The organism is Paenibacillus sp. Dod16, assembly GCF_049893405.1.
Taxonomy (GTDB): domain Bacteria; phylum Bacillota; class Bacilli; order Paenibacillales; family Paenibacillaceae; genus Paenibacillus_AQ.
Map to the genome: position 1 here is coordinate 110,832 of NZ_JBNDYG010000029.1, position 22,909 is coordinate 133,740.

General features: G+C 52.5%; 17 protein-coding genes. 1 reads left to right on the top strand and 16 read right to left on the bottom strand.

Translation table 11 applies throughout. The annotated features are described in order from the left end of the window. Positions 1-3: 3 nt before the first annotated feature. The 3 genes from addA to ACPV3A_RS21160 form a co-directional block, all read right to left on the bottom strand. The gene (gene addA, locus ACPV3A_RS21150; protein WP_426201021.1) at positions 4-4,119 is read right to left on the bottom strand and encodes a helicase-exonuclease AddAB subunit AddA; all 4,116 of its coding nucleotides are present in this window, start codon (positions 4,117-4,119) and stop codon (positions 4-6) included. Between the two features lie 5 nt (positions 4,120-4,124). After that, positions 4,125-7,655 carry a helicase-exonuclease AddAB subunit AddB gene (gene addB, locus ACPV3A_RS21155; RefSeq protein ID WP_426200998.1) on the bottom strand — a complete coding sequence of 1,177 codons (3,531 nt, stop codon included), beginning with the start codon at positions 7,653-7,655 and terminating at the stop codon, positions 4,125-4,127. Between the two features lie 307 nt (positions 7,656-7,962). Beyond that, entirely contained in the window at positions 7,963-9,336 is a 1,374-nt protein-coding gene (locus tag ACPV3A_RS21160; protein ID WP_426201000.1) for a class I SAM-dependent rRNA methyltransferase, read from the bottom strand. A gap of 154 nt (positions 9,337-9,490) precedes the next feature. On the opposite strand from ACPV3A_RS21160, the gene ACPV3A_RS21165 reads away from it, so the two are divergent. Further along, positions 9,491-10,366, top strand: coding sequence for a Na/Pi cotransporter family protein (locus ACPV3A_RS21165; protein WP_426201002.1), 876 nt, complete (start codon positions 9,491-9,493; stop codon positions 10,364-10,366). On the opposite strand, the gene ACPV3A_RS21170 is transcribed toward ACPV3A_RS21165, so the two are convergent. The 13 genes from ACPV3A_RS21170 to ACPV3A_RS21230 form a co-directional block, all read right to left on the bottom strand. After that, positions 10,363-10,818 carry an NUDIX hydrolase gene (locus ACPV3A_RS21170; RefSeq protein ID WP_113058338.1) on the bottom strand — a complete coding sequence of 152 codons (456 nt, stop codon included), beginning with the start codon at positions 10,816-10,818 and terminating at the stop codon, positions 10,363-10,365. The two genes, ACPV3A_RS21165 and ACPV3A_RS21170, sit on opposite strands and share 4 nt — an antisense overlap. Positions 10,819-10,904: 86 nt before the next feature. Further along, positions 10,905-12,248, bottom strand: coding sequence for a tRNA (N(6)-L-threonylcarbamoyladenosine(37)-C(2))-methylthiotransferase MtaB (gene mtaB, locus ACPV3A_RS21175; RefSeq protein ID WP_194541629.1), 1,344 nt, complete (start codon positions 12,246-12,248; stop codon positions 10,905-10,907). 2 nt (positions 12,249-12,250) lie between these two features. Continuing rightward, entirely contained in the window at positions 12,251-13,021 is a 771-nt protein-coding gene (locus ACPV3A_RS21180; RefSeq protein ID WP_426201005.1) for an RsmE family RNA methyltransferase, read from the bottom strand. A 72-nt stretch (positions 13,022-13,093) separates the two neighbouring features. Beyond that, positions 13,094-13,786 carry a site-2 protease family protein gene (locus ACPV3A_RS21185; RefSeq protein ID WP_194541627.1) on the bottom strand — a complete coding sequence of 231 codons (693 nt, stop codon included), beginning with the start codon at positions 13,784-13,786 and terminating at the stop codon, positions 13,094-13,096. A gap of 2 nt (positions 13,787-13,788) precedes the next feature. After that, complete coding sequence (gene prmA, locus ACPV3A_RS21190) at positions 13,789-14,766, bottom strand: 50S ribosomal protein L11 methyltransferase (protein ID WP_194541626.1); 978 nt, start codon at positions 14,764-14,766, stop codon at positions 13,789-13,791. Positions 14,767-15,066: 300 nt separating this feature from the next. Continuing rightward, on the bottom strand, positions 15,067-15,267 hold the full coding sequence (locus tag ACPV3A_RS21195; RefSeq protein ID WP_009590798.1) for a YfhD family protein: 201 nt from the start codon (positions 15,265-15,267) through the stop codon (positions 15,067-15,069). Positions 15,268-15,314: 47 nt separating this feature from the next. Beyond that, positions 15,315-15,686 carry a hypothetical protein gene (locus tag ACPV3A_RS21200; protein ID WP_113058333.1) on the bottom strand — a complete coding sequence of 124 codons (372 nt, stop codon included), beginning with the start codon at positions 15,684-15,686 and terminating at the stop codon, positions 15,315-15,317. Between the two features lie 231 nt (positions 15,687-15,917). Next, positions 15,918-17,036 carry a molecular chaperone DnaJ gene (dnaJ, locus tag ACPV3A_RS21205; protein WP_071222920.1) on the bottom strand — a complete coding sequence of 373 codons (1,119 nt, stop codon included), beginning with the start codon at positions 17,034-17,036 and terminating at the stop codon, positions 15,918-15,920. Positions 17,037-17,129: 93 nt separating this feature from the next. After that, on the bottom strand, positions 17,130-18,971 hold the full coding sequence (dnaK, locus tag ACPV3A_RS21210; protein WP_194541625.1) for a molecular chaperone DnaK: 1,842 nt from the start codon (positions 18,969-18,971) through the stop codon (positions 17,130-17,132). Between the two features lie 86 nt (positions 18,972-19,057). Continuing rightward, complete coding sequence (gene grpE, locus ACPV3A_RS21215) at positions 19,058-19,669, bottom strand: nucleotide exchange factor GrpE (protein ID WP_220686063.1); 612 nt, start codon at positions 19,667-19,669, stop codon at positions 19,058-19,060. 63 nt (positions 19,670-19,732) lie between these two features. Continuing rightward, positions 19,733-21,274 carry a TCP-1/cpn60 chaperonin family protein gene (locus tag ACPV3A_RS21220; protein WP_194541623.1) on the bottom strand — a complete coding sequence of 514 codons (1,542 nt, stop codon included), beginning with the start codon at positions 21,272-21,274 and terminating at the stop codon, positions 19,733-19,735. Positions 21,275-21,287: 13 nt separating this feature from the next. Next, complete coding sequence (gene hrcA / locus ACPV3A_RS21225; protein ID WP_071222916.1) at positions 21,288-22,322, bottom strand: heat-inducible transcriptional repressor HrcA; 1,035 nt, start codon at positions 22,320-22,322, stop codon at positions 21,288-21,290. A gap of 108 nt (positions 22,323-22,430) precedes the next feature. Beyond that, on the bottom strand, positions 22,431-22,892 hold the full coding sequence (locus ACPV3A_RS21230; RefSeq protein ID WP_100535892.1) for an N-acetyltransferase: 462 nt from the start codon (positions 22,890-22,892) through the stop codon (positions 22,431-22,433). Positions 22,893-22,909: the final 17 nt, after the last annotated feature.

A 22,909-nucleotide genomic window follows, 5' to 3' on the forward strand; every position in this document is an offset into this window, starting at 1 on the left:
TGACTATAGTTGAACGGCATGTCCCCCATCAAAAAAGTACAGCCATTTTTCATGAATGGGCTCGCCTAAAATATCCTCCAAGGCCTTCGCATATAGATCCAGCTGAAAGCGATACTGCTCGGCCAAGGCCGTAACGCCCCCGCGATGCTCCAGCACCCGGTCTGTTTTATAATCCAACAGCACAAGCCTTCCGTTATGCCTGAACAGGCAGTCCACAACCCCTTGGATCAGGACGGTTTCGTCCTGAAGGAGCTGCACATCCGGGGCTGCTTGGCCCGCTTGGTCCGAGATTTGGTCCATGAAAGCGAGCCCTTGATAAGCTTCAGCTGCCGGGAGTGCATATGAAAACGGCATCTCGCGCCAGACATCCTCTGCATTCAGCAGCTGCTTCCCTACCTCGCAATCAAAAAGGCCGCTGATCTCCTGAGCTTCCACCGCGGTTGCCTGCTCACCGGTTATGATTTCTTTTTCTACAAGATAGCGGATCGTGTCTTCGATCTCCGGCGTCGGTTCCGCAGCTCCCTCCAGTCGTTGAAGAGGCACATGCTGCATGATCGTATGATACACGGTTCCCCGTTCCGCGGGTGTCAGCTTCGTTGACTCCATAAATTTCGGCCGCCGCAAGTTCAGTGTGAAGGAAGCGTCTCCCCCGATATTTTCCTTGCTCTGACGTTGTACAGCCTGCTCCTGAAGCAGATCCAGGGAGGGGCTGTCCTGTAAGGCAAGCAGCTTCTTCATCTCCGTTACGGACGTTTTGGCGGAGATTTGACTGACCGTTTCATATCGATAACTCCAAGACAAACGCTCATAGATGCCTGCACGTTGACCGTCTCCACCCTTATCTTCCGCTTCGACGATACCAGTCACCGGAACAATCGGGTCGAGCTTGCGCAGGGCACTCAGCTTATTCATCCGATCGTCGCTATCCGCCCGCGTGTCTTCCTCAATGCCGGTCATGCCCTGCGCCAAGGATTCCGGCGTCTCGATCGAAAATATCCATTGCGATCGATCTTCCCCCAACACGCGTGAGCTTGTCTCCCCGGATAAACCCGCTTTTTCGCGGAGCACACCCGCGGATGGATGGCGAATCACGGCCGGGCCGATCCAATCCAAGTAACTCCGGCCCCGGGCAAGGACGTAATCCGGCAGAAGAAGCTCCGGGTTAAAGTCGGCTTGTGCCCACACAGTTACCTTTTTCGGCAAATCCTTCACCGTGCCGACCAGGATCATTTTCTCTTTAGGCCGGGTAAGGGCAACGTAAAGCACACGCATCTCCTCAGCCAGCAGCTCCAGCTGTGACCTGCGCCGGATCGCCAGATTAGGCAGCGTCGGATAGCTAACGCGCATGCCTTCATCCACAAACTTCGGTCCAAAGCCTAGCTCCTTATGCATCAGGAAAGGGGAATTCAAATCCTGCTGGTTGAAATTTTTGGATAATCCCGCTACAAAAACGACCGGGAACTCCAGCCCCTTACTCTTGTGGATGGTCATCAGGCGCACCGCGTTGCCCTGACTTTCCGTACCGCCGGCCGTGCCGAGATCCCCGCCTCGCTCCCGTAGCCGGGAGATAAAGGTCAGGAAGCGGAAGAGCCCTCTGGAGGCTGTATCCTGTTCATACTGCACGGCCCGGTCATACAAAGCAGTCAGATTGCCCTGACGCTGCTTGCCGCCGGGCAGACCGCCGACCCAATCCAAATAGCCCGTTTCACTGTAAATTCGCCAGATCAGATCGCTCAAACTTCCTTGGCGGGCTTCCTGCCGCCAGCGCTGAAGCCGATCCATAAACAATCCGAGCTTTGAGCCAAGCTCCGGGGATATCTCGATATTCTCACCTTCCGCTGATGGCGGAGCATCCGAAAGAAGGCTGCCAACCACAAGCTCATGACCTGCTGCTGCTTCGGCCAAGCCTTCCAGTTCTACGCCTGGGGTCCATTTGCCATCCACTAAGCCCACAGGGCGCGCCGAATCCATGACCGACGGGACGCTGCTTAACGCGACTGCCGCTTGAAGCGCATCGTAATAAGTCCCTTTGGCACACAGGCGCACCTGTGCCATCTCTTCCTCGGATAATCCGAGGATGGGCGAGCGCAATACGGAAGCCAGGGGAATATCCTGCCGAGGATTATCAATCACCTGCAGCAGCGATAAGATGATCTCCACTTCCGTCGCCTGAAAATATCCTTTGTTCTGCTCGCCAAACGCCGGAATTCCTTCCTGACGCAGCTCCTCTATAATTAACGGTGCCCATACCATGGCTGAGCGCAGCAAAATAACCATGTCCCCGTACCCTGCGGGCCGCATCGATTTCAGTCCCTTATCGTACACCATGAGCGGCTTCCCGCTTTCGCCTGTCATCTCACGGATTCTGCGGGCAATGGCGCGAGCCTCCAACTGGGCGGTTTCCATTTCAAGCGCCTCAACCTCAAGATGAGCCCCGTCTTCCTCGGAAGCCGAGTCTTCGGACTGCTCCTCCCCCCCTTTTCCAAGGCGGTCAATCAGTAGCAATTCAGGGATGTAAGGGTTCGTCCCATCCTGAATCTCCTGCTCCGGAAAGGAAGCGCCGCATACAAGCTCAGCCCGGGCATCATAGGCAATCTCGGCTACGGATTCATTCATGATCTGCCGGAACAGCAAATTGACGGCATCCACCACTTCCATCCGGCTGCGGAAATTACGGGCCAAATCAATCCGAATGCCGGCTTGAGCCGTGCTCGCGTCGGAAGAGAACGTCTTATATTTATCGAGAAACAGTCCCGGCTCCGCCAGGCGGAACCGATAAATACTCTGCTTCACGTCTCCGACCATAAACCGGTTGCCCGGCATTTCCCGGGAGATCAATCGTACAATGTCTTCCTGTACGCTATTCGTATCCTGATATTCGTCGAGCAGCACTTCATCAAACTGCTCGCGATATTCCATCGCCGCATCGGAAGGCATCATATGGCCCGGCACGGAATCGGGGTGGCGAAGAATATGGAGGCAATAATGCTCAAGGTCGTTAAAGTCGACCATGCCTTTGGCTGCCTTGGCCTCCCGGTATCGCTCGCCAAAAGCGATAACCGTCTCGGACAGCTCCATCATCAGCGGCGCTGCCGTATGAAGTTCCTGTAAAAACTCCGATGCCGAACGGCCAAACAATGCACTTTTCAGTTCGTTGACAATTTTCTTCACATTATCGCGCAATTCCTTAACCTGTTCCTGGAGCTCCGGCACCACCTCATCCTTCCGAACGGATTTGAGCTTGCCGAAAGACGCCTCGCGGAAAATGCCGTACAGCGATTCCCATGGCGAAATATCGATGGCCTCGAGCAGGGAGGCGACCAGCCGCAAGTCGTCATCCAGATTGTCCACATACGGCGCAGGACCTCCCGGCTGCATGGCGATCGCCCTGGCTTGCTGCAGCAACCCGGCTGCTCCATTCAAGGCCAACCGCGCATCCGCCAATATGCTTTGAACCCATGGCGTTTGCCCAAGAGCCTCCGTATCTTGCACCTGGAAGCCGGCAGCCGTTCCCCTAAGCCAATGTGCCGGCCACGAATGGCTGCGGGAGAAATCGTAGAGACGCTGCACGAGTCGGTACAGCGCGTCATCTGTTCGCTCGCCGCTAAACCAGTCCGCCAATCTTATAAAACGGCTCTCCGAATCGCCCTCGGCCTCGCCGTATTTCTCTTCGAACAGCTCCTCCAGCAAATCCTGCCGCATTAAATCCGCCTCATGTTCATTCAGAATGCGGAATCCCGGATCCAGAGGTATTAACTGATAATATCGCCGAATGACTTCCATGCAAAAGGAATGCAGCGTTGTAATCGACGCCCTGCCAAGCAAAGCGAGCTGGCGCCGAATATGCTCATTGTCCGGATCCAGGTCCAGCTCACGGTCAAGCGCTTCCCGAATCCGTCCCCGCATTTCGGCAGCCGCTGCCTTGGTAAACGTAGCCACAAGAAGCCGGTCAACGCTGAACCCCGCGGAATCGTCGAGGATTTTGCGAATGATCCGTTCAACCAGCACGGCGGTCTTCCCTGAACCAGCCGCAGCTGCAACCAGCATGTCATCGCCCGAGAGCGCGATGGCTTTCCACTGGTCGTCACTCCACATGCTGCCCTCGGGTTTTGCTATCATCTCTCTCACCGGCTCTCTCCTCCCTTCGGATGTCCAAGCATTTCCCAAACCTGATCTTTACCCGGTTTACCCAGCAGCTGATATTCGCTGCCCTCAATTGCGTCGTCGAACTGGCATACAGGCCGGAAGGAACAGTACGTGCAGGCCGTCTCCTGCTGAATCCGGTACGGCACAATCGCGACATCGCCTCCCGTAATTCTGGAGCCGATATTCAGCATGTTCTCCCGCACAGCGGACAACAAGGTCTTCCACTGGTCAGGCGTTGCCACGGCCGCGCTGCTGTAGAAGCTGCCGTCCGTTTTGACGGCGACGGGCAGAATGGTCGAATGTCCTTTTTCAAGGAACGAGTCCATGAGGGTGACCGCTTCGCGGTCTGCCAGCAGCAGGCCCTTCATTTTGTATCGTTTGAGCAGTTCCTCTGCTGCCTGTTCCGGCGTCATGCCGTTTGCGGACTGTAAGATCGGATCATGAACGTGGAAATACAAGGTTCCCGCAGGCAAGGCCTGTTCGCCGAGCCAGTCCTCCGCAAACGTCAGCAGCACGTCCAGATAGGTCAGCATCTGCAAGGATAACCCGTAATAGACCTCATGCAATCTCAGATCCTTCTGGCTGGATTTATAATCAATGACCCGAAGCATGATCCCATGCTCTCCGCGTGCCATATCAACCCGGTCAATGCGCCCGACAATCTCCATCTTGACCCCGTTCGGCAATTCAAACGTCAGCGGCGGCAGCGGCTTCCCGGGACCGAAATCGAGCTCGAGACCGATCGGCTCAAATTTGCCGCGCCTTGCTTGTTCACCCAAAATTACGGACGCTCTGCCCACGATGTTTTTCAGCTTGCGCGAAATATATCCGTATCGCTTGGAGCTCAATAGAATTTCCCCCTGCAGCATGGGAGCAAGCCGATCGACCGTTGCTTCCGCCTCGCGCAGGCATTCCTCCGCGGTCAGGTCTCCCCAGCTTCGATGCTGTGATTGAAACTTCACGGCCATGCTGCTTAAGGCAGCATGAAACAGCTGCCCGATGTCAGGAGCTTGAAGACGGTACAACTGCCGTTCTCTCAGCTTCAAACCATGGGAGGCAAAATGGGAAAACGGACACGCAACAAAGCGTTCCATCCGGGATACGCTTGTCCGCAGCTTCGTTCCGTACAACTGCCTGCTGGTTTCCTGCTTAAGCGGCCGAGCTTCATTCCGGTAAGACAAGGACGAGAGCATCGAAGAAAGACGCGGCCTTAATTCCGGCTGTTCCGCATACCAGTTGTACACATGCCACCAAAAGTCCGGAATCTCCTCACCATTCCTCCAGTCACGAAGCCGACCCGTTAAATAAGCAAGCGTCTTGTCCGGACAGGCCGCATAATGCTCCTGCTCGCTGGCCGATTGCCCGGCATGCGGTCTTGGAAACAATGGGACCTCTTCCATCTGAAACATCAGCTTCAAATGGCGGATGACCTCGGATGGCAGCAACGTCTTGCCTTCATCGTCCGCCGCAGGATAGCTGACCCACAGCTGATTACTGGCCGAAGTCAGAGCATTATAAATCAGGAACCGTTCATCCAGCAGTCTGCGGGATATGCTTGGAGCAAGCTCCAAGCCGCGGTCTTCGAGCTGAACACGCTCCGGTTCTGTCAGGATCCCATCGTCCTGGAACTGGGCTGGGAGAACACCATCGTTAATGCCGAGCAGAAAAGCATATTTCACCCCGCCCGTCCGTGTCCGATCCATGCTACCGATCAGCACTTGATCCAGAGAAGGAGGCACCAGAGCCATTTTCATCTCCGTAAGTCCCGTACCCAGCACGCCCGTGAACAATTCGGTGCTGAGCTTCTCCGTACCCATCATCTCCACAATCTGATCGAGCAGGTCAAGCACTGCCCCCCATACCTGGCGATGCTCCCTGGCTTCCTCAGGGCGCCCGGAATCCAGAGCAGCGCGGCTTAACAGCTCGAGCTTCTCAGGAACAGCGGCTTCTTCCAGAAGCCGGTAGACTGCCGTGCTCTGATCCATTGCATTCGTTGCCTTTTTCATCCGCTTCTCAAAAGCATGCAGCGGCTCCGTAATCACCTTTCTGGCATACTCAATCGCCTGCATCCCATGCGGATTTCGCACCTCACTCTCTCCGTCTTCTAATGAGAGACTTGGAATCCCCTTCCAGGGACGTCCATCCGTCCAGCGTGTGCCCTGGATTCCGGAAGCCAGCACATGGTTCTCCAGACAATCCATGTCCTCACGGGTAAGCGATCCGTCCAGCGGCAGCAGCAGATCCGTCTTCACACAGCGGAATACGTCCTCATAACGCCAGCGGCCTCCGATGATATCCAGCGCAGAGCGAATAAATTCAACCAGCGGATGATGGAGCTCGCTTCGCTTCTGATCCAGAAAATAAGGAACGCCGTGTTCCCTGAACAAAGGACCTATCAGATGCTCATATTCTCCCATATTCCGGACAAACACGGCCATTTCCCGGTATCTTGCTCCTTCTTCCCGGGCGAGACGCACCATTTCGCGTAAAGCCCCTTCAATTTCAGCCCGGCGGTGACTGGCAGCATGCAGAAGAAGACCTGCCCTGCTGCCGTCCGGATGGCTCACTGTAACTCCGTCCCGGGCAGCTGCCGTCCAACGTTTCTTCCGATCATAACCGCGCTCGAGATGGGCAAGCAGAGGGGATTCTTGAAACCGCGGAAGAACATCGGGTTGCAGAATACGATGCTCCATATCCAACCCCATCTCATCGGCAATGCCTTCAAGCTTTATGTACGTCACCGCGGTAGGATGAAAGAGATCCAGCTCATGCGGAACATTCCCGTTCGTATAAGGCTTGTCCAGTGTCAACGCAATCGTTACGCGGTTGGCATGCGTCATAATTTCCCGGAGCACCCGGTACTCCTGCGGCGTAAACCCATGGAAGCCATCGATCCAAATGTCCGCGCGCTTGATATACTCCGATTGGGTCACGCCCTCTGCCAATGAGGCCAGCGTATCTTCCTCATCCATGTAGAACCTTGAAATCTCAAGCTCAAAATCGCGAAAGACCGTTACGATGTCCTCCAGCTTGCGCCGAAGCATCGGAGAATTCCCAGAGCCTGACAGCATCTGACCCAGCTGCTCCTCCACGCAGGCAGCATCAATGCAATAACGCTTCATTTCCGTATACAGCTCGCTCAGCTTACCGACAAAACCATGCTGCTCTCCCGAAGCACCGAACAATTGGAGCTCTTCTTTGCGCCTCCGCAAAATTTTGTACAGCAGCATGCGCTTGCCTTCTTCGCTGATCGCCACCTTCGCGGCCCCGCCGGTTTCCTGCATGACACGGTAAGCCAGTCGACGGAAACTGAGCACTTGCGCGCGCACCATCCCGCGAATGCCTCCTGCATTAACAAGTGCATGCTCCGCTTCATAGGAACCTTGCTCGGGAACGATCAGTATCATCGGATTCCCCTTGGGATCTTGCTCCAATCGCTCGATCATCTCTTGGCGGATCGACGTGCTCTTGCCGCTGCCCGACCTGCCGATAACAAATTGAACGCTCATGCTATGCCTCCTTTACATCGTCATTGAAAGGGACTCCTTCACCCTCCAAAACAAGCTGCGTGTCCGGTGAAATCATGCCCTTGAATCTATTAGTCAAATTCATCAAAATTCATATAAAATCCCTGTCTTGGTTCGTTCTCTATCAAAAAAGAATGCTGATTACTAGTATAGCATAAGTAACGTTTGATGGAACGTATGTTTGGATTTCATTCCCATTCCAAATTATTGCGGGCATACAAAAAAGGACCCTGCCATCGTGGTTCACCCACCATGGCAAGATCCTTCGCTTCTACCGCGCTGCTGCACTTTAAAGCTTCGATTTGCTGCGCACTTCAAACACGGCAAATTTCAAATAATGCCCCTCGTCGACCCCGAGAATTTGCGGATGATCCTTGCCAGCCGCACGCCATTCCACGAGTCTCAGAATTTTTCCGGCGTCTTTTGCCGCATCCTGAATGGTCTCCAGAAACAAATCCGGCCGCATATGGTACGAGCAGCTTGCCGTAACCAAATAACCGCCCTCATTCACCAGTTTCATGCCATGAAGATTGATGTCCTTATATCCGCGGCAAGCCCCTTTAACGGCAGACCTGGTTTTGGCGAAAGCCGGCGGGTCCAGAATGACCACATCCCATGAACGCCCGCCCCCTGCGGTCAGCGGTTTGGAGGTATCCACTTTCTGATCCCCTTGCGCACGCAACTCGCGGTCCTCCAGCCCTTTTACCTGATTGCGCAAATATTGGAAGGCATCGTCCACTACAAACTCCACGCGATCCTGGAACCCGTTCAATTCCACATTCTCTTTGGCGCTTTCAATGGCATGCTCCGATATGTCAAGGCAGGTCACTTTCTTGGCGCCATAAAGGCAGGCATGCAGCGTGAAACTGCCCGTATGCGAAAAGCATTCCAGCACCGTGGCTCCATCCCAATAAGGAAAAGTAACTTCCTTTCCGCTTTTATTCACCGGTAAGGTCTTCTTCTCACCGTCTCGTTCCACAGTTTGGAGCGTGATCCCGCTGCGGCTTCCCCAACCATTCATTAACGGTTTAATGGATGCCCGGTTCTCGCGCTGATCAAAGAAATATCCCGTCTTCTGGCCTTCTTCGATATCCACCTTGATCTTTAGGCCGTTCTCCGTCACCGTGACGTGGCGAGGACATTCCCCGTATAGAATACCCGTGCGCTGCTCCAGCCCTTCCAGTTCCCGGATGGATACGTCGCTTCGTTCATAGATTCCTTTCGGCTGGACCACCTCGACAAGCGCGTTCACGATGTCCTCACGGCAGCGATCCATCCCCAGCGTCAGCAGCTGCATGACCAGTACGTCATCAAAACGGTCCACAATCAGCCCCGGCAGAAAATCCGCCTCGCCATATACCAGCCGGTAGGCGTTCTCTTCTCCGATAAACCGTTTCCGGTGCTTCAGGCATTCCTGAAACCTGGCGGCGAAAAAAGCCTTGTCCATCGTCTCAACGGGCTCGTACGAAACGGTGCGTACGGTGATTTGCGATTGCGGATTGTAATAACCGGAGGCGAGAAAGCGGCCTTGATGGTTTAGTACCGATACAATATCCCCCGGCTTGGGTTCACCTTCAACAGAGGCAATCTCGCTTTTATAAACCCAGGGATGCCCCTGCTCCAGTCTCTTTTTTCGACTGCGCTCCAAAATTACCGATGGCACTGTATTTCACTCCTTAAGTTATCCCTGGCCATTTCCATAGGCATGCATGTCCGCCAAGGGTCATATACGTAATTAAGAAAAAAAGTTTATCGCCGGACTTTCACAGCAGCGGATGCTTCATATCCCCATTTTATTTCACAAAAAGGAGAACATCATGCTATCCTCACTCTGGTTTCCCATCTGTTATGGTCTTGTCCTGTTCCTGTTCGGCATGAAGGTCATGGAGGTTGCCCTTCAACGCTGGGCCGGTCCGCTGCTGCATAAGTGGCTCCATAAAGCGACATCTACGCCCCTTAAGGGCATGATCGCCAGCACGGCGGTTACGGCTCTGCTGCAAAAGAGTAACGCCGCAAACGTGCTCATCAGCCTCCAGATTGGACAAGCCGCCATGCCGCTGCTTGTCCTCTCGCTAATGCTATGGGTCGGGGCCGTACTCGTCAGCGAGCGCGCGCCTTCGAGCTACGACAAGTTAAAAAACAATTTGATCCGCAGCCAGTTTTTATGCCTTGCTGTCGCCGGATTCTCGCTGGTGCTGCTTGCTATACAATTCATGCAATCCATCGGCCCGACCCTTCAAAGCCTCGGTGTGTTCCAATGGTTCCTGGACCACGCTTCGCGGAGCGTCCTCTGGGGCATTGCAGCCGGAACGATATTGACTGCTCTGATGCACAGCAGTGCCGCTGTCATCGCTATGGCTATGGGGCTTGCAGCCAGTGGCGCCCTGCCTCCGGAGATCGGCGTTGCCATCGTTCTTGGCTCCAATGTCGGCACCTGCGCCACAGCGCTTATCGCAGCCATCGGCAGTACCCGAGCAGGGCGATTCGTGGCATGGTCCCATATGGGGCTGAATATCGGCGGAGTCCTGCTCTTTACTCCGTTCATATCGGGCTTAACTGCCGTATCCGGATGGTTAGCAGCCGATCCGGCCGGGCAAATCGCCCATGCGCAAACCTTGTTTAATATCGTATGCTCGCTTATCGCGCTCCCACTATGCTATCTGCCCTTCTGGAACAAGCGGGGACAGACCTAAAATTTCATATCTTCATCCGCAGGAATGCTAACCTCAAGCAGCGTTAGCGCTTTACGCAGGATGATATCATTGTTATTATATCCGTTGCTGCGCTGCTTCCTCCATGCGGCCAAAGGCTCGAACCAGTCCACCCCGTTGATTTCCTCGATTTGGGGTTTTAAGCTGCCTTTTTCTGCCTTAACCAGATAGTAATGAACTTCCTTGTCCACCTGGCCGAACTCGGGATGATGGTATTTATATGCAATAATGTCCACTGGAGAGGTGATGGATCCGACTATACCTGTCTCCTCGCAAATCTCTCGAAGTGCCGTTTGCTCGACGGTTTCACCGGCTTCCATCTTGCCTTTGGGAAGCGAGGTTTTTCCATAACGGTCCAAAATAAGCTGGATCTGAAGCGCCCCTTCATGATGACGGTATACCACGCCGCCTGCGGAAATCTGTGTATATGTCATGTCCTATTCCTCCTTCATGTACAACAAGGATTCCACTTCCGGTAGCCAGGAAATGAAATCCTTGTCTGGTATGGCCGCTATTGGAATTACTGGGCAGCTGCCTTTAGTCCATGATCCATGACGCTGAGGAGTTCACCCTCGCATTCATTCACACCGGCTTTGGTTACTTTTACGCGGCACAGTTTGCCTTCGAGATCAGGCGATCCGTTGAATACAAGCTGCAGGTAATTATCGCTGTACCCCTGCATCTTTCCGCCGTTAGGAGCTCCCTTGTATTCGCGCTCCGGTATCACTTCCAGAATCTGACCTACAAAACGTTCAGCATAAGCAAGCTGCAACTGCTCTGACAAGTCAATCAAATCATGCACACGTGCATTCTTCACTTCCTCGTCCACCTGATCCTCCATCCGTGCCGCCGGCGTGCCGGTACGCTTCGAATACGGGAATACATGCATCTCGGAGAACTGAATTGCCTTCATCAGATCATAACCGTTACGGAACATCTCGTCGGTTTCGCCAGGGAAGCCAACGATAACGTCCGTCGTAATGCCCACATCGGGCATCGCTTGACGAATCAAGCCCATCTTGTTATAGAACTCTTCGGTTGTATATTTACGGCGCATCCGTTTCAGTACCGTATCATCCCCCGCTTGCAGCGGAATATGAAGGTGGCGGCACATTTTACTGGAGCGGTTCAGCACATCCAGCATCTTCTCATCGATCTGGCTTGCTTCGATGGAGCTGATGCGGATCCGTTCCAAACCGTCTACTCGGTCAAGATCCCACAGCAAATCGGACAATCTGTAATCTTCAAGATCATCTCCGTATCCGCCTGTGTGAATACCGGTCAGCACGATTTCCTTATAACCCGCTCCAACCAACTGATGCGCCTGTTTGATGATGCTCTTCGGATCACGGCTGCGTGACAAACCGCGGGACCAAGGGATAATGCAGAACGTACAGAAGTTGTTGCACCCGTCCTGGATTTTCAGAAATGCACGAGTGCGTTCCGCGAAATCCGGAACGTCCATTTCCTCAAATACCCGGGTCTTCATAATATTGCGAACAGCATTAATCGGCTGACGCGTCTTTTCAATATCATGGATGAAATCCATGATTTTATCGCGATCCTGGTTCCCGATCACAAGATCCACACCCGGTATATCCAGAATTTCTGCAGGCGAGGTCTGGGCGTAGCAGCCCGTTACAGCCACGATGGCCTCGGGATTGCGGCGAACCGCGCGTCTGATCATCTGACGGCTCTTCTTATCCCCTGTATTGGTAACGTGGCAGGTGTTAATCAAATAAACATCTGCAGTTTGTTCGAAGTCCACCTGGTCGTAGCCTTCATTTTTGAAGTATTGCCAGATGGCCTCGGTATCGTAAAAATTGACTTTGCAACCCAACGTATAAAACGCTACGGATGGCATGTTCAAACGCCCCCCATTTCTCCAGATTCATATAGTGCGCAGGCAAGCGCCGTCATACCGGCAGTCTCGCAGCGAAGGATCCGTCTTCCAAGTCCAACGGATACGGCTCCTGCATCTTCGGCGGCTCGGCATTCCTCTTCCGTAAAGCCGCCCTCGGGTCCAACGACCAGCAGCAAGCTCGCCTTCTCGGCCGAATTCGACAGCGCCTGCTCTACAAAAGGCTTCAGCACGTCCCTCAGCTGGGAGCCATGCTCTTTTTCATAACAAAAATATACGGCATCATAGCCGGAAAACGCTGCAAGCAGATTTTTCCAAGGCAGAGGCTGTTCAACAGACGGTATCCGGTTACGATGCGCCTGTTCAGCCGCCTCTTTCGCAATCTTGCGCCAGCGCTCCAGCCGCTTTCCTTCCTTCTTGGCATCGTACTGAACAATCGTTCTGTCCGATAAAAAGGGCACAAAGGACACCGCGCCGATCTCGGTGCACTTTTGGATGACGGTCTCCATCTTATCGCCTTTCGGCAAGCTTTGAGCGATGCTCACTTGCAGACGCGGTTCCTGGGTCATCTCCATGGGTTCAATTACAACGGCAATGACACTGGCCGCCTCGATGCTTTCAATCTCCACCATGGCTTCGCGGGATGCCCCATCGCTTACAATCAATTTATCACCAAGCCTGCCTCGCATGACCTTGGTAATATGACGGGCGTCATCGCCCGTAATCTCAACACGGTCTCCCTCGAATTGTTCGGGAGTGACAAAATATCGCTGCATCTTTAACCTCACCTAACTCCAAAATCGCCAAACCCCATCATACAACTTTTCGTGCTAACTGACCAGAGWAAATCAGAGCCTGTAACCGCCGGTCATCATAATGAACATGTCCAAAAATTTGGAAGACAGCGCATGTGCCGCATCATACAGGGGCTTGATCGTATAATCCTGGAACACGGGCAACAATATGATCAACAGGAAGAACAGGATCGACCATTGCTCAAACTTCTGAATCCTCGCACTGAGACGCGGAGGCAACGCATTCTCAAGAACCCTGTAGCCGTCCAGCGGAGGCAATGGAACAAGATTGAACAGACATAGAAAGAAGTTGAGCAATATAAATATATTAAAGAACAAATGCACCGCTTGATCCGTCTTGGTAATTCCCTCTGGAGGAATAATCCCGGTTTGGTACAGAACAGCATAAATGAGCGCACCAAGTATACCTAACATAAGATTACTCAGCGGACCCACCGCCGCCACAATGATGCTCATTCGGCGCGGGTTGCTGAAGTTCTCGCGATTGATCGGTACCGGCCGTGCCCAGCCAAAACCTGCAATCAGCAAGAGAATAATCCCCAGAAAATCAAAATGTACCGCCGGATTCAGTGTAACCCTTCCCAGCAGCTTGGCCGTTGGGTCTCCGAATTTATTCGCAAAATAGGCATGCGAGAATTCATGCACGGTAAAGGCAATAATTAAAGCAATCAGATAAAAAGGAAGTTGTTCCAGCGGATAAAATAACAGTTGGTCCAAAAACTCCATAATCAGTTTTTCCTCGCCACGAACGCAACCCAATCATCCTCGCGGCAGATGTCGGCAATTTCGAAACCGGAGGCAATCAGCGCCTTTTCTACGATCTCTTCTTTGTTCTTGTAAATGCCCGAGGCGATATAAGCGCCTCCCGGCCGAAGAGCCTGGTATACATCGTCTACAAACAACAGGATGACCTCAGCCAAAATGTTAGCCACTACAACTTGTACCGGAAGCGTCACGCCCAGATCGGATGAATCGGATTGATTGGTGATTACAGAGAGCAGATCGCTTTCTTTGACCGTAATCCGATCTTCCAAACCGTTAAGACGGGTATTCTCCATTGCGCTGGATACAGCAACCGGGTCCAGATCGAGAGCCAGTATCCGTGAAGCTCCCAAATGCGCGGCGCCGATGGAAAGTATACCAGAGCCTGTCCCGACATCTATGACTTCCTCTCCACCCTTGATCACCATCTCGAGTGTGCGCAAGCATAACGAAGTCGTCGGATGCGTTCCAGTGCCGAAGGCCATGCCCGGGTCCAGCTCAATAATCGATTCTTGATCGGATTCCGGCGTGTACTCTTCCCATGTCGGCTTAATTGTCAATCGCTCGGATACACGGATCGGTTTGAAATACTGCTTCCAGGCCGTTGCCCATTCATTCTCATCAACGGTCTTCATCTCGTACCTGACTTCACCTGTATCAATCCCAAATTCCTTCAGTTCATTCACGCGCGGCGTTATCTCATCACGGATCGCTTCCAGGGTCACCGTCTCATCAAAGTACCCTTTGATTACGGCTTGCCCTTCAGGAATATCGTTAAACGGAACGATCTCATCAAACCACTGTCCAAGGGATGTGTCCCGCTTCTTGTTTGTCGTACCGGATTCTTCGATCGAAACGCCTCCGGCTCCCGCCTCATGCAGGAAATTCGTAATCATCTCCACGGCTTCCTCCGTGGTATGTATCGTTAATTCATGCCATAACATGTGCTACTGTTCCTCCTCATTCATACATAGTTATTATTGTACTATATTGAGGACCCCGGATACAAAGTTTGTACTAAAATACCATGAGGACTTTACTTACAAATCGGTCAAATGCGGAATAAGTCAATCAGCGTACTTTCACAGAAGACAGACCTCATATGGCGGAAGTTTTACTTGCGGAATAAGGATGGCTATCCTCCGAAGTTTATACTTTCTTATCTCTTCAACAAAAAAGCCCTGCTTACCACCTCCGTAACAAGAAAGGTAAGAGGGCTCTTTCAAACGCTGAAGCCATAACGACTAATCTACATTTTTACTGGTTTCATCGAGAATTTTCTTCAATTGGCGTTCATCCGCTGCTTCGCTTCTGCGCAGCGCTTCCACATCATCGTGATCGGCTTCCATGGCCGAAAATTCAACATCCTCCGCCTTAGCGGATTGAAGGGCAATCATTTTCTCGGTTTTGCTCGAGATTTTCCCTTTTTTTACGCGTCTCATCATGAATGCCGTTCTCCTTTCCAAAATAAAAGATCAGAGCCGTCCTTACCTTAAATCATGCCGCCGGATTCTTCGATTAACCGCATGGCTTGCGGAAATACGCCTTCGTCCAATACAACCGTCAGCAAAATATCCCGGCCTTCGGTTCCGTCCTCCCCGCCGCTGCTCATCCCGCTGGCGGACGGATCCGCCGCCCCGAGAATTCCGGCTCCCGGCCCCGAAATATCCGCATTTAAGGTCAGCGTTGTTAAGCTTGCAATGTTGCCTGTCAACGGATTCATCGGATTGTTGAGCTCCCCGCCGGGATCGGCGCTAAACCGGTCGATGGACATATCGGCAACGCGCAGCGACTGCAATTTGCGGGCAGCATGCTGGGCTTCTTCCGGGCTTTTAAAATACGCCAAAATATTTTTCTCTGCCACTTCATTTCACCTGCATTTCCTAATTCAAAATTGCAACTTCCTAGATGGAACTTCCCTAGGTTGCTTCATCGTCAAGTGTTTTATTCTTGAGGAATCGGCTGTTTAAGCTGGCAGACCACCTAAAGCTCCCTTCCGTCCCCAGAAACAAAAAAACAGCAGGCCGAAGGTTGATCACCTTAAGCCTGCTGCTGTTCTTTAAGCTATGAGGGGGGTTAACCCCATAAGTTTGTATTAGTCACCGCGGAATGCTTTTTTAACACGGTCAAAGAAAGACTGTTCCTGCTCATGGGTCTGTTCGCCATCAAGGGAAGCAAACTGACGAAGCAGCTCTTTCTGATCATCACTCAGCTTGCTTGGCGTAACGACCACAACCTTGACGTGCTGGTCACCCTGTCCCATGCCGCGAAGCCGAGGCACCCCTTTGCCTTTCAAGCGGAAGAAGGTTCCCGTCTGCGTACCGGCCGGAATCTTCAGCTTCACTCTCTCCGTCAGCGTCGGGATCTCAATCTCGTCGCCAAGCGCAGCCTGAGCAAAGGTAAGCGGCACTTCGCAATAAATGTCGTCCCCTTCGCGTTCGAAGAAGTCATGCGGCTTCACGCGGATGACGATATACAAGTCACCGGCCGGGCCGCCGCGGAAGCCGCCTTCGCCTTCACCTGTCATGCGAAGCTGAGCTCCGTCGTCCACACCAGCAGGCACGCGAACATGAATCTTGCGCTGCTTCTTCACTTTGCCGTTGCCGTTACAAGTCGAGCAGCGGTCTTTGATGATTTTCCCTGTTCCGTTACAGTTCGAGCAAGCGCGACGGTTTACCATACGTCCAAACGGCGTATTTTGCACGACTTCTTGCTGCCCGCTGCCGTTACACACCGAACATGTATGCGGCTGCGTGCCCGGCTTCGCACCGGAGCCGTGACATGTATCGCATGTCTCCGTTCTCGGAATGGTGATATCCGTTTCCTTACCGAATACCGCTTCCTTAAATTCAACCGTCATCGTATATTGCAGATCGTTCCCCCGCTGAGGCGCATTCGGATCACGGCGACCATTACCGCCAAAGAACATATCGAATATATCTCCAAAACCGCCGAAATCACCGGAGAAACCGCCTCCGCCCATACCTTGGTTCGGATCGATATGACCATACTGGTCATACTGCGCACGCTTCTGACCATCGCTCAATACATCGTAAGCCTCTTTCACTTCCTTGAATTTGGCTTCCGCGTCAGCCGCTTTGTTCACGTCCGGATGATATTGGCGAGCCATTTTGCGGTACGCCTTCTTGATTTCATCGTCCGATGCATCCTTGCCGACACCGAGCACCTCATAATAATCACGCTTATCAGCCACGGTTTCACCCCAATCTCTTTATTACTCTTTTACATAAGGAAAGCCAAAGTGCGAAGATGCGCAGCTTTGACCTTCCCATACAATCTATTCAGATTAACCTTTGTTTTTATCTTCGTCAACAACCTCGTAATCTGCATCTACGACATTGTCTTTCTTAGGAGCGCCGGCGTCAGCACCTTCAGCACCTTGCTGTTCCTGTTGTGCTGCTTGCTCATACAGCTTTACGGACAGCTGCTGTACGATTTGAGTCAACTCCTCTACCGAAGCGTTAATCTCTTCGAGGTTATCGGATTCAAGGGCCTTCTTCACTTTGTCTTTCGCTTCGTTCGCTTTTTCCACTTCGGAAGCGTCGACTTTGTCGCCTAGATCCTTGAGTGTTTTCTCGGTCGTGTATACGAGTTGGTCCGCATTGTTGCGAGCTTCTACCAGCTCTTTGCGTTTACGGTCTTCTTCAGCATGAAGCTCAGCGTCCTTCATCATTTGCTCAACTTCAGCATCGCTCAAGCCGCTGGAGGACGTGATCGTGATCTTCTGGCTCTTGCCAGTACCTTTATCCGTCGCCGATACGTTTACGATACCGTTCGCATCGATGTCAAAGGTAACTTCGATTTGCGGCACGCCGCGCGGTGCTGGAGGAATGTCTCCAAGCATGAAGCGTCCCAGCGTTTTGTTGCCGGCAGCCATTTCGCGTTCACCTTGCAGCACGTGAATTTCAACGCTCGGCTGATTATCGGCATACGTGGAGAATACTTGGGATTTGCTTGTTGGAATCGTCGTGTTGCGGTCGATCATTTTGGTGAATACGCCGCCTGCGGTTTCGATACCGAGGGACAACGGAGTTACGTCGAGCAACACAACGTCTTTAACGTCACCTGTCAATACGCCGGCTTGAACGGCTGCTCCAAGCGCAACCACTTCGTCAGGGTTTACGCCTTTGTGAGGCTCTTTTCCTGTCAATTTCTTAATCGCTTCCTGTACGGCAGGAATACGAGTGGAACCGCCGACAAGGACGATTTTGTGAATATCGTTAGCGGTCAAACCTGCATCGCTAAGCGCTTGACGAGTCGGGCCAAGCGTACGCTCTACCAGGGAAGCAGACAATTCTTCGAATTTAGCACGAGTCAGGTTAATCTCAAGATGCTGAGGCACGCCGTCAGCAACGGTGATGAACGGCAGCGAAATCGTGGTTGTCAGCACGCCGGACAATTCTTTTTTCGCTTTTTCCGCAGCGTCTTTCAGACGTTGAACAGCTGCTTTGTCTTTGCTGAGATCGATGCCTTGCTCTTTCTTGAATTCGGCTACCAGGTAGTCAATGATCACTTGGTCAAAGTCGTCGCCGCCAAGCTGGTTGTCCCCGCTGGTTGCTTTTACTTCGAAGAAGCCATCGCCCAGTTCTAGAATGGAAACGTCGAATGTACCGCCGCCAAGGTCATATACCAGGATGGTTTGGTCTTCGGATTTCTCCATGCCGTAAGCCAATGCAGCAGCGGTCGGCTCGTTGACGATACGCAGCACTTCAAGACCCGCGATTTTACCGGCATCCTTGGTCGCTTGACGCTGGCTGTCATTAAAGTATGCAGGAACCGTAATAACCGCCTGGGTTACTGGTTGGCCCAGATAAGCTTCCGCGTCGGATTTCAGCTTCTGCAGAATGATAGCAGAGATTTCTTGCGGCGTGTAGTCTTTGCCGTCGATGGATTCTTTGTGATTTGTACCCATATGACGCTTAATAGAGATAATGGTACGATCCGGGTTGGTGATCGCTTGACGTTTCGCTGTATCCCCAACGATACGCTCGCCGTCTTTCTTAAATCCGACAACGGATGGAGTCGTACGAGCACCCTCCGGATTCGGAATAACTACTGCTTCCCCACCCTCCATTACGGCTACGCAGGAGTTGGTTGTTCCTAAGTCGATACCAATAACTTTGCTCATGTAAAAATTTCCTCCTTATTCATTCACACGAATGCTCGCATGATCTTCATCAATTTTTTATATGATAAACGACTATCGAAAGTCGCTTACATGCTCACTTTAACCATCGCAGGTCTTAACACTTTATCTTTAAGCATATACCCCTTCTGCACTTCCTCAACCACGATGCCTTCCTCGTATTCATCGCTTTCCACCTGCATGATCGCTTGGTGATACTCCGGATTGAACGGCTCGCCTACACTCTTCATCGCGGTCAAGCCTTCGGTAGCAAGGACCGATTCCAACTGGCGGAAGATCATGCTGACTCCCTTGGAGAAGGATTCAAACTCCGGGTTCTCCTCGGATGCCTGAAGGGCACGCTCAAAATTGTCGATGACGGGCAGAAGCTCCGTAATCAGTTTGGAAGATGCATATTTGCCCAGATCTTCTTTCTCCTTCTGGGTGCGACGACGGAAGTTGTCAAAATCCGCTTGAACTCGCAGGGTACGCTGCTGGTGCTCCAGCACCTCAGCCTGAAGCTTCTCAAGCTCTGCTGAACCTGCTTCATCCGCCGATTCCGTTACAGGAATCTCCTGTTCGGGATTTACGGCTTCCTCTGCAGACCCGCTCTCACCCGTATTTGGCGTGTTCTCCAAAGTTTCTTCCATCATTTCTTCTGTAACTGTATCTTGAACGGCATCCTTATGCTCTTTATTCAAGACGCCTTCACCTCCTTCATAGTCTAAAACAGTCTATCCGTGATTTGTTCTATACCTTAAGCGTTATTCGCCTATTTCTTTCATCTTGATGACGTGATGAATCCGCAGCACGGCTGCTGCGACTTCACCGGCTGCCCGCAAGCCGTGAAGTTTAACCGGTGCCGGATCCAGCACGCCCAGCTCCTCATAATCGACAACCCGGCCGCTGTCGCAATCAATACCCATGCAATCAGAGTCTGCACGGATTTGCGCAGCGCGCACTTCTTCCATCTTCTCGAGCGGGTTGTAACCGGCATTGAGAAGTATCTGCGACATCGGCTTGCGCAAAGCCGCCGAAACGGCTTCCATGCCGAAGGCTTCCATGCCTTTCTGAGCCTCCCGGATCCGTTCCAACTCGTAGGACACCGCGAGTTCGCTTGTCCCGCCGCCCGGAAGCACCCCTCCGGAAACGGCAGCCTGCAGTGCCGAGGCCGCATCCCCAGCGATTCTGGCCGCTTCGCCTACGACCTCGGAAGTGCTTGCCCCAACAATGACCGTCACGATACGGTCCTTGTCTTGGCTGCCGCAGGACAGCCGGATTTTCTCGATTCCTTCATCATAAGCGACACGCGGGGTATCACCCAGAAGGACCGCAAGCTCCTTCGAGTCTTTATGTAACGCCTTGCGGCGTATGGGAGTAGCTCCCGTCATGTCGCTTACCCGGCGAAGATCCGCACGGGAGACGCGCGGTACAACCATCATGCCGTGATCCAGGCAAAACTGCTCCGCATCCGGGTGGATGCCTTTTTCAAGCAGGATGAGTTTTACGGACAGCTCGGACAATCTCTCCAAATCTGAAGCGAACACTTTTCGGAGATCCATATATTGCGCAAATCCGGCTTCGGTTGTGAGCGCCTCTTCATCGATCTCATCCGGCTCCAGGGAATCAAACAGCACCAACACTTTTGCATCGTCATATGACCTGGACTCGCGGGCGAAGATCGGTCGCTGCCGGAGCAGAACCCCCTCAAACACTTCATTCTCGGCATTCTCCAGGGCAATTATACTGTCCGCGAGCGAGTAGGAAGGATCCTGAAGACGGGTGATTCCGGCTTTCCTCGCAGCTTGCATAATCAGCTCCACGATGTCCTTCCGTTCACGCCCCGCAACGTACACCGTCCGTTCCAGCAGCGGATCATCCAATCCGTCGATCAGCCGAACCCGCTTGGTTAGGAGCTCCATCGACTTCTCGATTCCTTGACGCAGCCCCTCCACCACCTTGGATGCAGGCACCCCGCGGGTGATGCGGGAAACCCCTTCCTGCACAAGTGCGCCTGCAAGCACGGTAGCCGTTGTGGTTCCGTCGCCGATTTTCTCCTGCTGCGCTCTTGCCACCTGAATGAGAAGGCGGGCAGCCGGGTGGGTGACATCCATTTTATCCAGAATCGTTACCCCGTCATTGGTAATGACCACTTCGCCGCGGGGACCTACCAGCATCACGTCGAGCCCCTTCGGTCCAAGCGTGCCTTCTACAGCGGACGTGACGGCCCGGACGGCATTACTGTTGTTTAATAGCGTAGAATAACGTTCATCTCCGTCCACTTGGCTATGTTGTCCTTGGCTCATCTGTCTCACTCCTTTATTTGTACCAGTGTGACAGCAGCTTCGTCAGATCATGGGATAACACGTTCAAGATGCCGATCACCCGTGCATATTCCATTCTTGTAGGACCGAGAATACCAATCGAACCGAGCGCTTTTCCATCTATCGAATAAGTCGCAGTAATCAAACTGCAATTGGAAATCGCTTCATGCGTATTTTCCGTACCGATCTTCACTTGGACACCATGCTCACCGGGAGCAGGAGCCATGAGTTTCAACAGTGCGGGTGTCTGTTCCAGGAGCTCGAAAATCTCCCTTACCTTATCCACATCCTTGAACTCCGGCTGATTCAGCATGTGGGTCGTGCCGCTAAGATATACGCCGCGATGGTCCGGTTCATTGTTAAGGGCGATATCCAGCATACTCATGAGGTCTTCATAATGTGAAATATGCCGCTGCATTTCCTCGCCAATCTCCGTATACAAACGGGTCTTGAGTTTATATAGAGGCACGTTGACCAACTTCTTGTTCAGAAGATTGACCACTTGCTCCAGATCGGAAACGGACACACCCTGCGGAATCGAAACAATCTTGTTCTCGACTTGCCCTGTGCTGGTTACGATGATGGCTACCGCTTGATCCTCATGGAGAGGAAGAAGCTGGAAATGGCGCAAAGACGTATGAAAAACTTCCGGTCCCAGCAGGATGGAAGTGTAATTAGTCATTTGAGACAGAATGCCAGCTGTATGCTGTATCATCTGCTCCATCACGTTCAGCTTTTCTGCAAAAAAAGATTTCATCATATGCAGTTCCGCAGGGTTTAAGGAAAACGACGACGTGAGATGATCAACATAATAACGATATCCTTTATGTGACGGAATTCGTCCAGCTGATGTATGAGGCTGCTCCAGAAATCCGAGTTCCTCCAGATCAGCCATCTCGTTACGAATGGTTGCCGGACTGTATCCGACATCCCCGCGTTTGGAAATGCTTCTTGAACCAACCGGCTCGGCAGAACGGATATAGTCATCCACAATGGCATTCAAAATCATGCGTTGACGATCTGTTAACATGTCGCTCCCCTCCTTGCTGACTGCTTAATTTCACTTTCGTTAGCACTCATCGCCATCGAGTGCTAACCGATATAACAAAAATACCAAACCGACCTGAGGATTGTCAAGTCAGTTCAGTACTTTAAGAACAGCTATTTCGTCACAAGCGTGCTGCTTCTTGCAGTGAATGCAGTCGGTCCACACTTTCTCCGGGAAAATCTCCTTTTCCACAACGGCAAAGCCGTTTTTGATGAAAAAGGATACCTCGTACGTCAAGGCCATCACTTTCGGAAGCTCGCGCCGTTTCGCTTCTTCCAGAAGGGAATCCACCAGCATGGAGCCGATTCCTTGCCCTTTATAACCATCGGAGATGCCGAGTGAACGAATCTCTACCAGATCATTTCCCAGCTGGCACAAGGAACCGCAGCCGATCACGTTCCCTTCGGACTCGGCCACAACGAATTCCCCGATCTGTTTCTCCAGCACTTTTTTGGACCGGGGCAGCATAATGCCCTTTTCCGCATAACCCTGAATCATCTGATACAGCGGCTCGACATCTTCTAACTTCGCCTTTCTGCATACCGCCGACATTGTTGTCCGTCTCCCCT

Coding starts and splice junctions, on each gene's coding strand:
- addA (WP_426201021.1), bottom strand. CDS start 4,119: ATGATAGCAAAACCCGAGGGCAGCATGTGGAGTGACGACCAGTGGAAA.
- addB (WP_426200998.1), bottom strand. CDS start 7,655: ATGAGCGTTCAATTTGTTATCGGCAGGTCGGGCAGCGGCAAGAGCACG.
- ACPV3A_RS21165 (WP_426201002.1), top strand. CDS start 9,491: ATGCTATCCTCACTCTGGTTTCCCATCTGTTATGGTCTTGTCCTGTTC.
- ACPV3A_RS21170 (WP_113058338.1), bottom strand. CDS start 10,818: ATGACATATACACAGATTTCCGCAGGCGGCGTGGTATACCGTCATCAT.
- mtaB (WP_194541629.1), bottom strand. CDS start 12,248: ATGCCATCCGTAGCGTTTTATACGTTGGGTTGCAAAGTCAATTTTTAC.
- ACPV3A_RS21180 (WP_426201005.1), bottom strand. CDS start 13,021: ATGCAGCGATATTTTGTCACTCCCGAACAATTCGAGGGAGACCGTGTT.
- ACPV3A_RS21185 (WP_194541627.1), bottom strand. CDS start 13,786: ATGGAGTTTTTGGACCAACTGTTATTTTATCCGCTGGAACAACTTCCT.
- prmA (WP_194541626.1), bottom strand. CDS start 14,766: ATGTTATGGCATGAATTAACGATACATACCACGGAGGAAGCCGTGGAG.
- ACPV3A_RS21195 (WP_009590798.1), bottom strand. CDS start 15,267: ATGATGAGACGCGTAAAAAAAGGGAAAATCTCGAGCAAAACCGAGAAA.
- dnaK (WP_194541625.1), bottom strand. CDS start 18,971: ATGAGCAAAGTTATTGGTATCGACTTAGGAACAACCAACTCCTGCGTA.
- ACPV3A_RS21220 (WP_194541623.1), bottom strand. CDS start 21,274: ATGAGCCAAGGACAACATAGCCAAGTGGACGGAGATGAACGTTATTCT.
- hrcA (WP_071222916.1), bottom strand. CDS start 22,322: ATGTTAACAGATCGTCAACGCATGATTTTGAATGCCATTGTGGATGAC.
- ACPV3A_RS21230 (WP_100535892.1), bottom strand. CDS start 22,892: ATGTCGGCGGTATGCAGAAAGGCGAAGTTAGAAGATGTCGAGCCGCTG.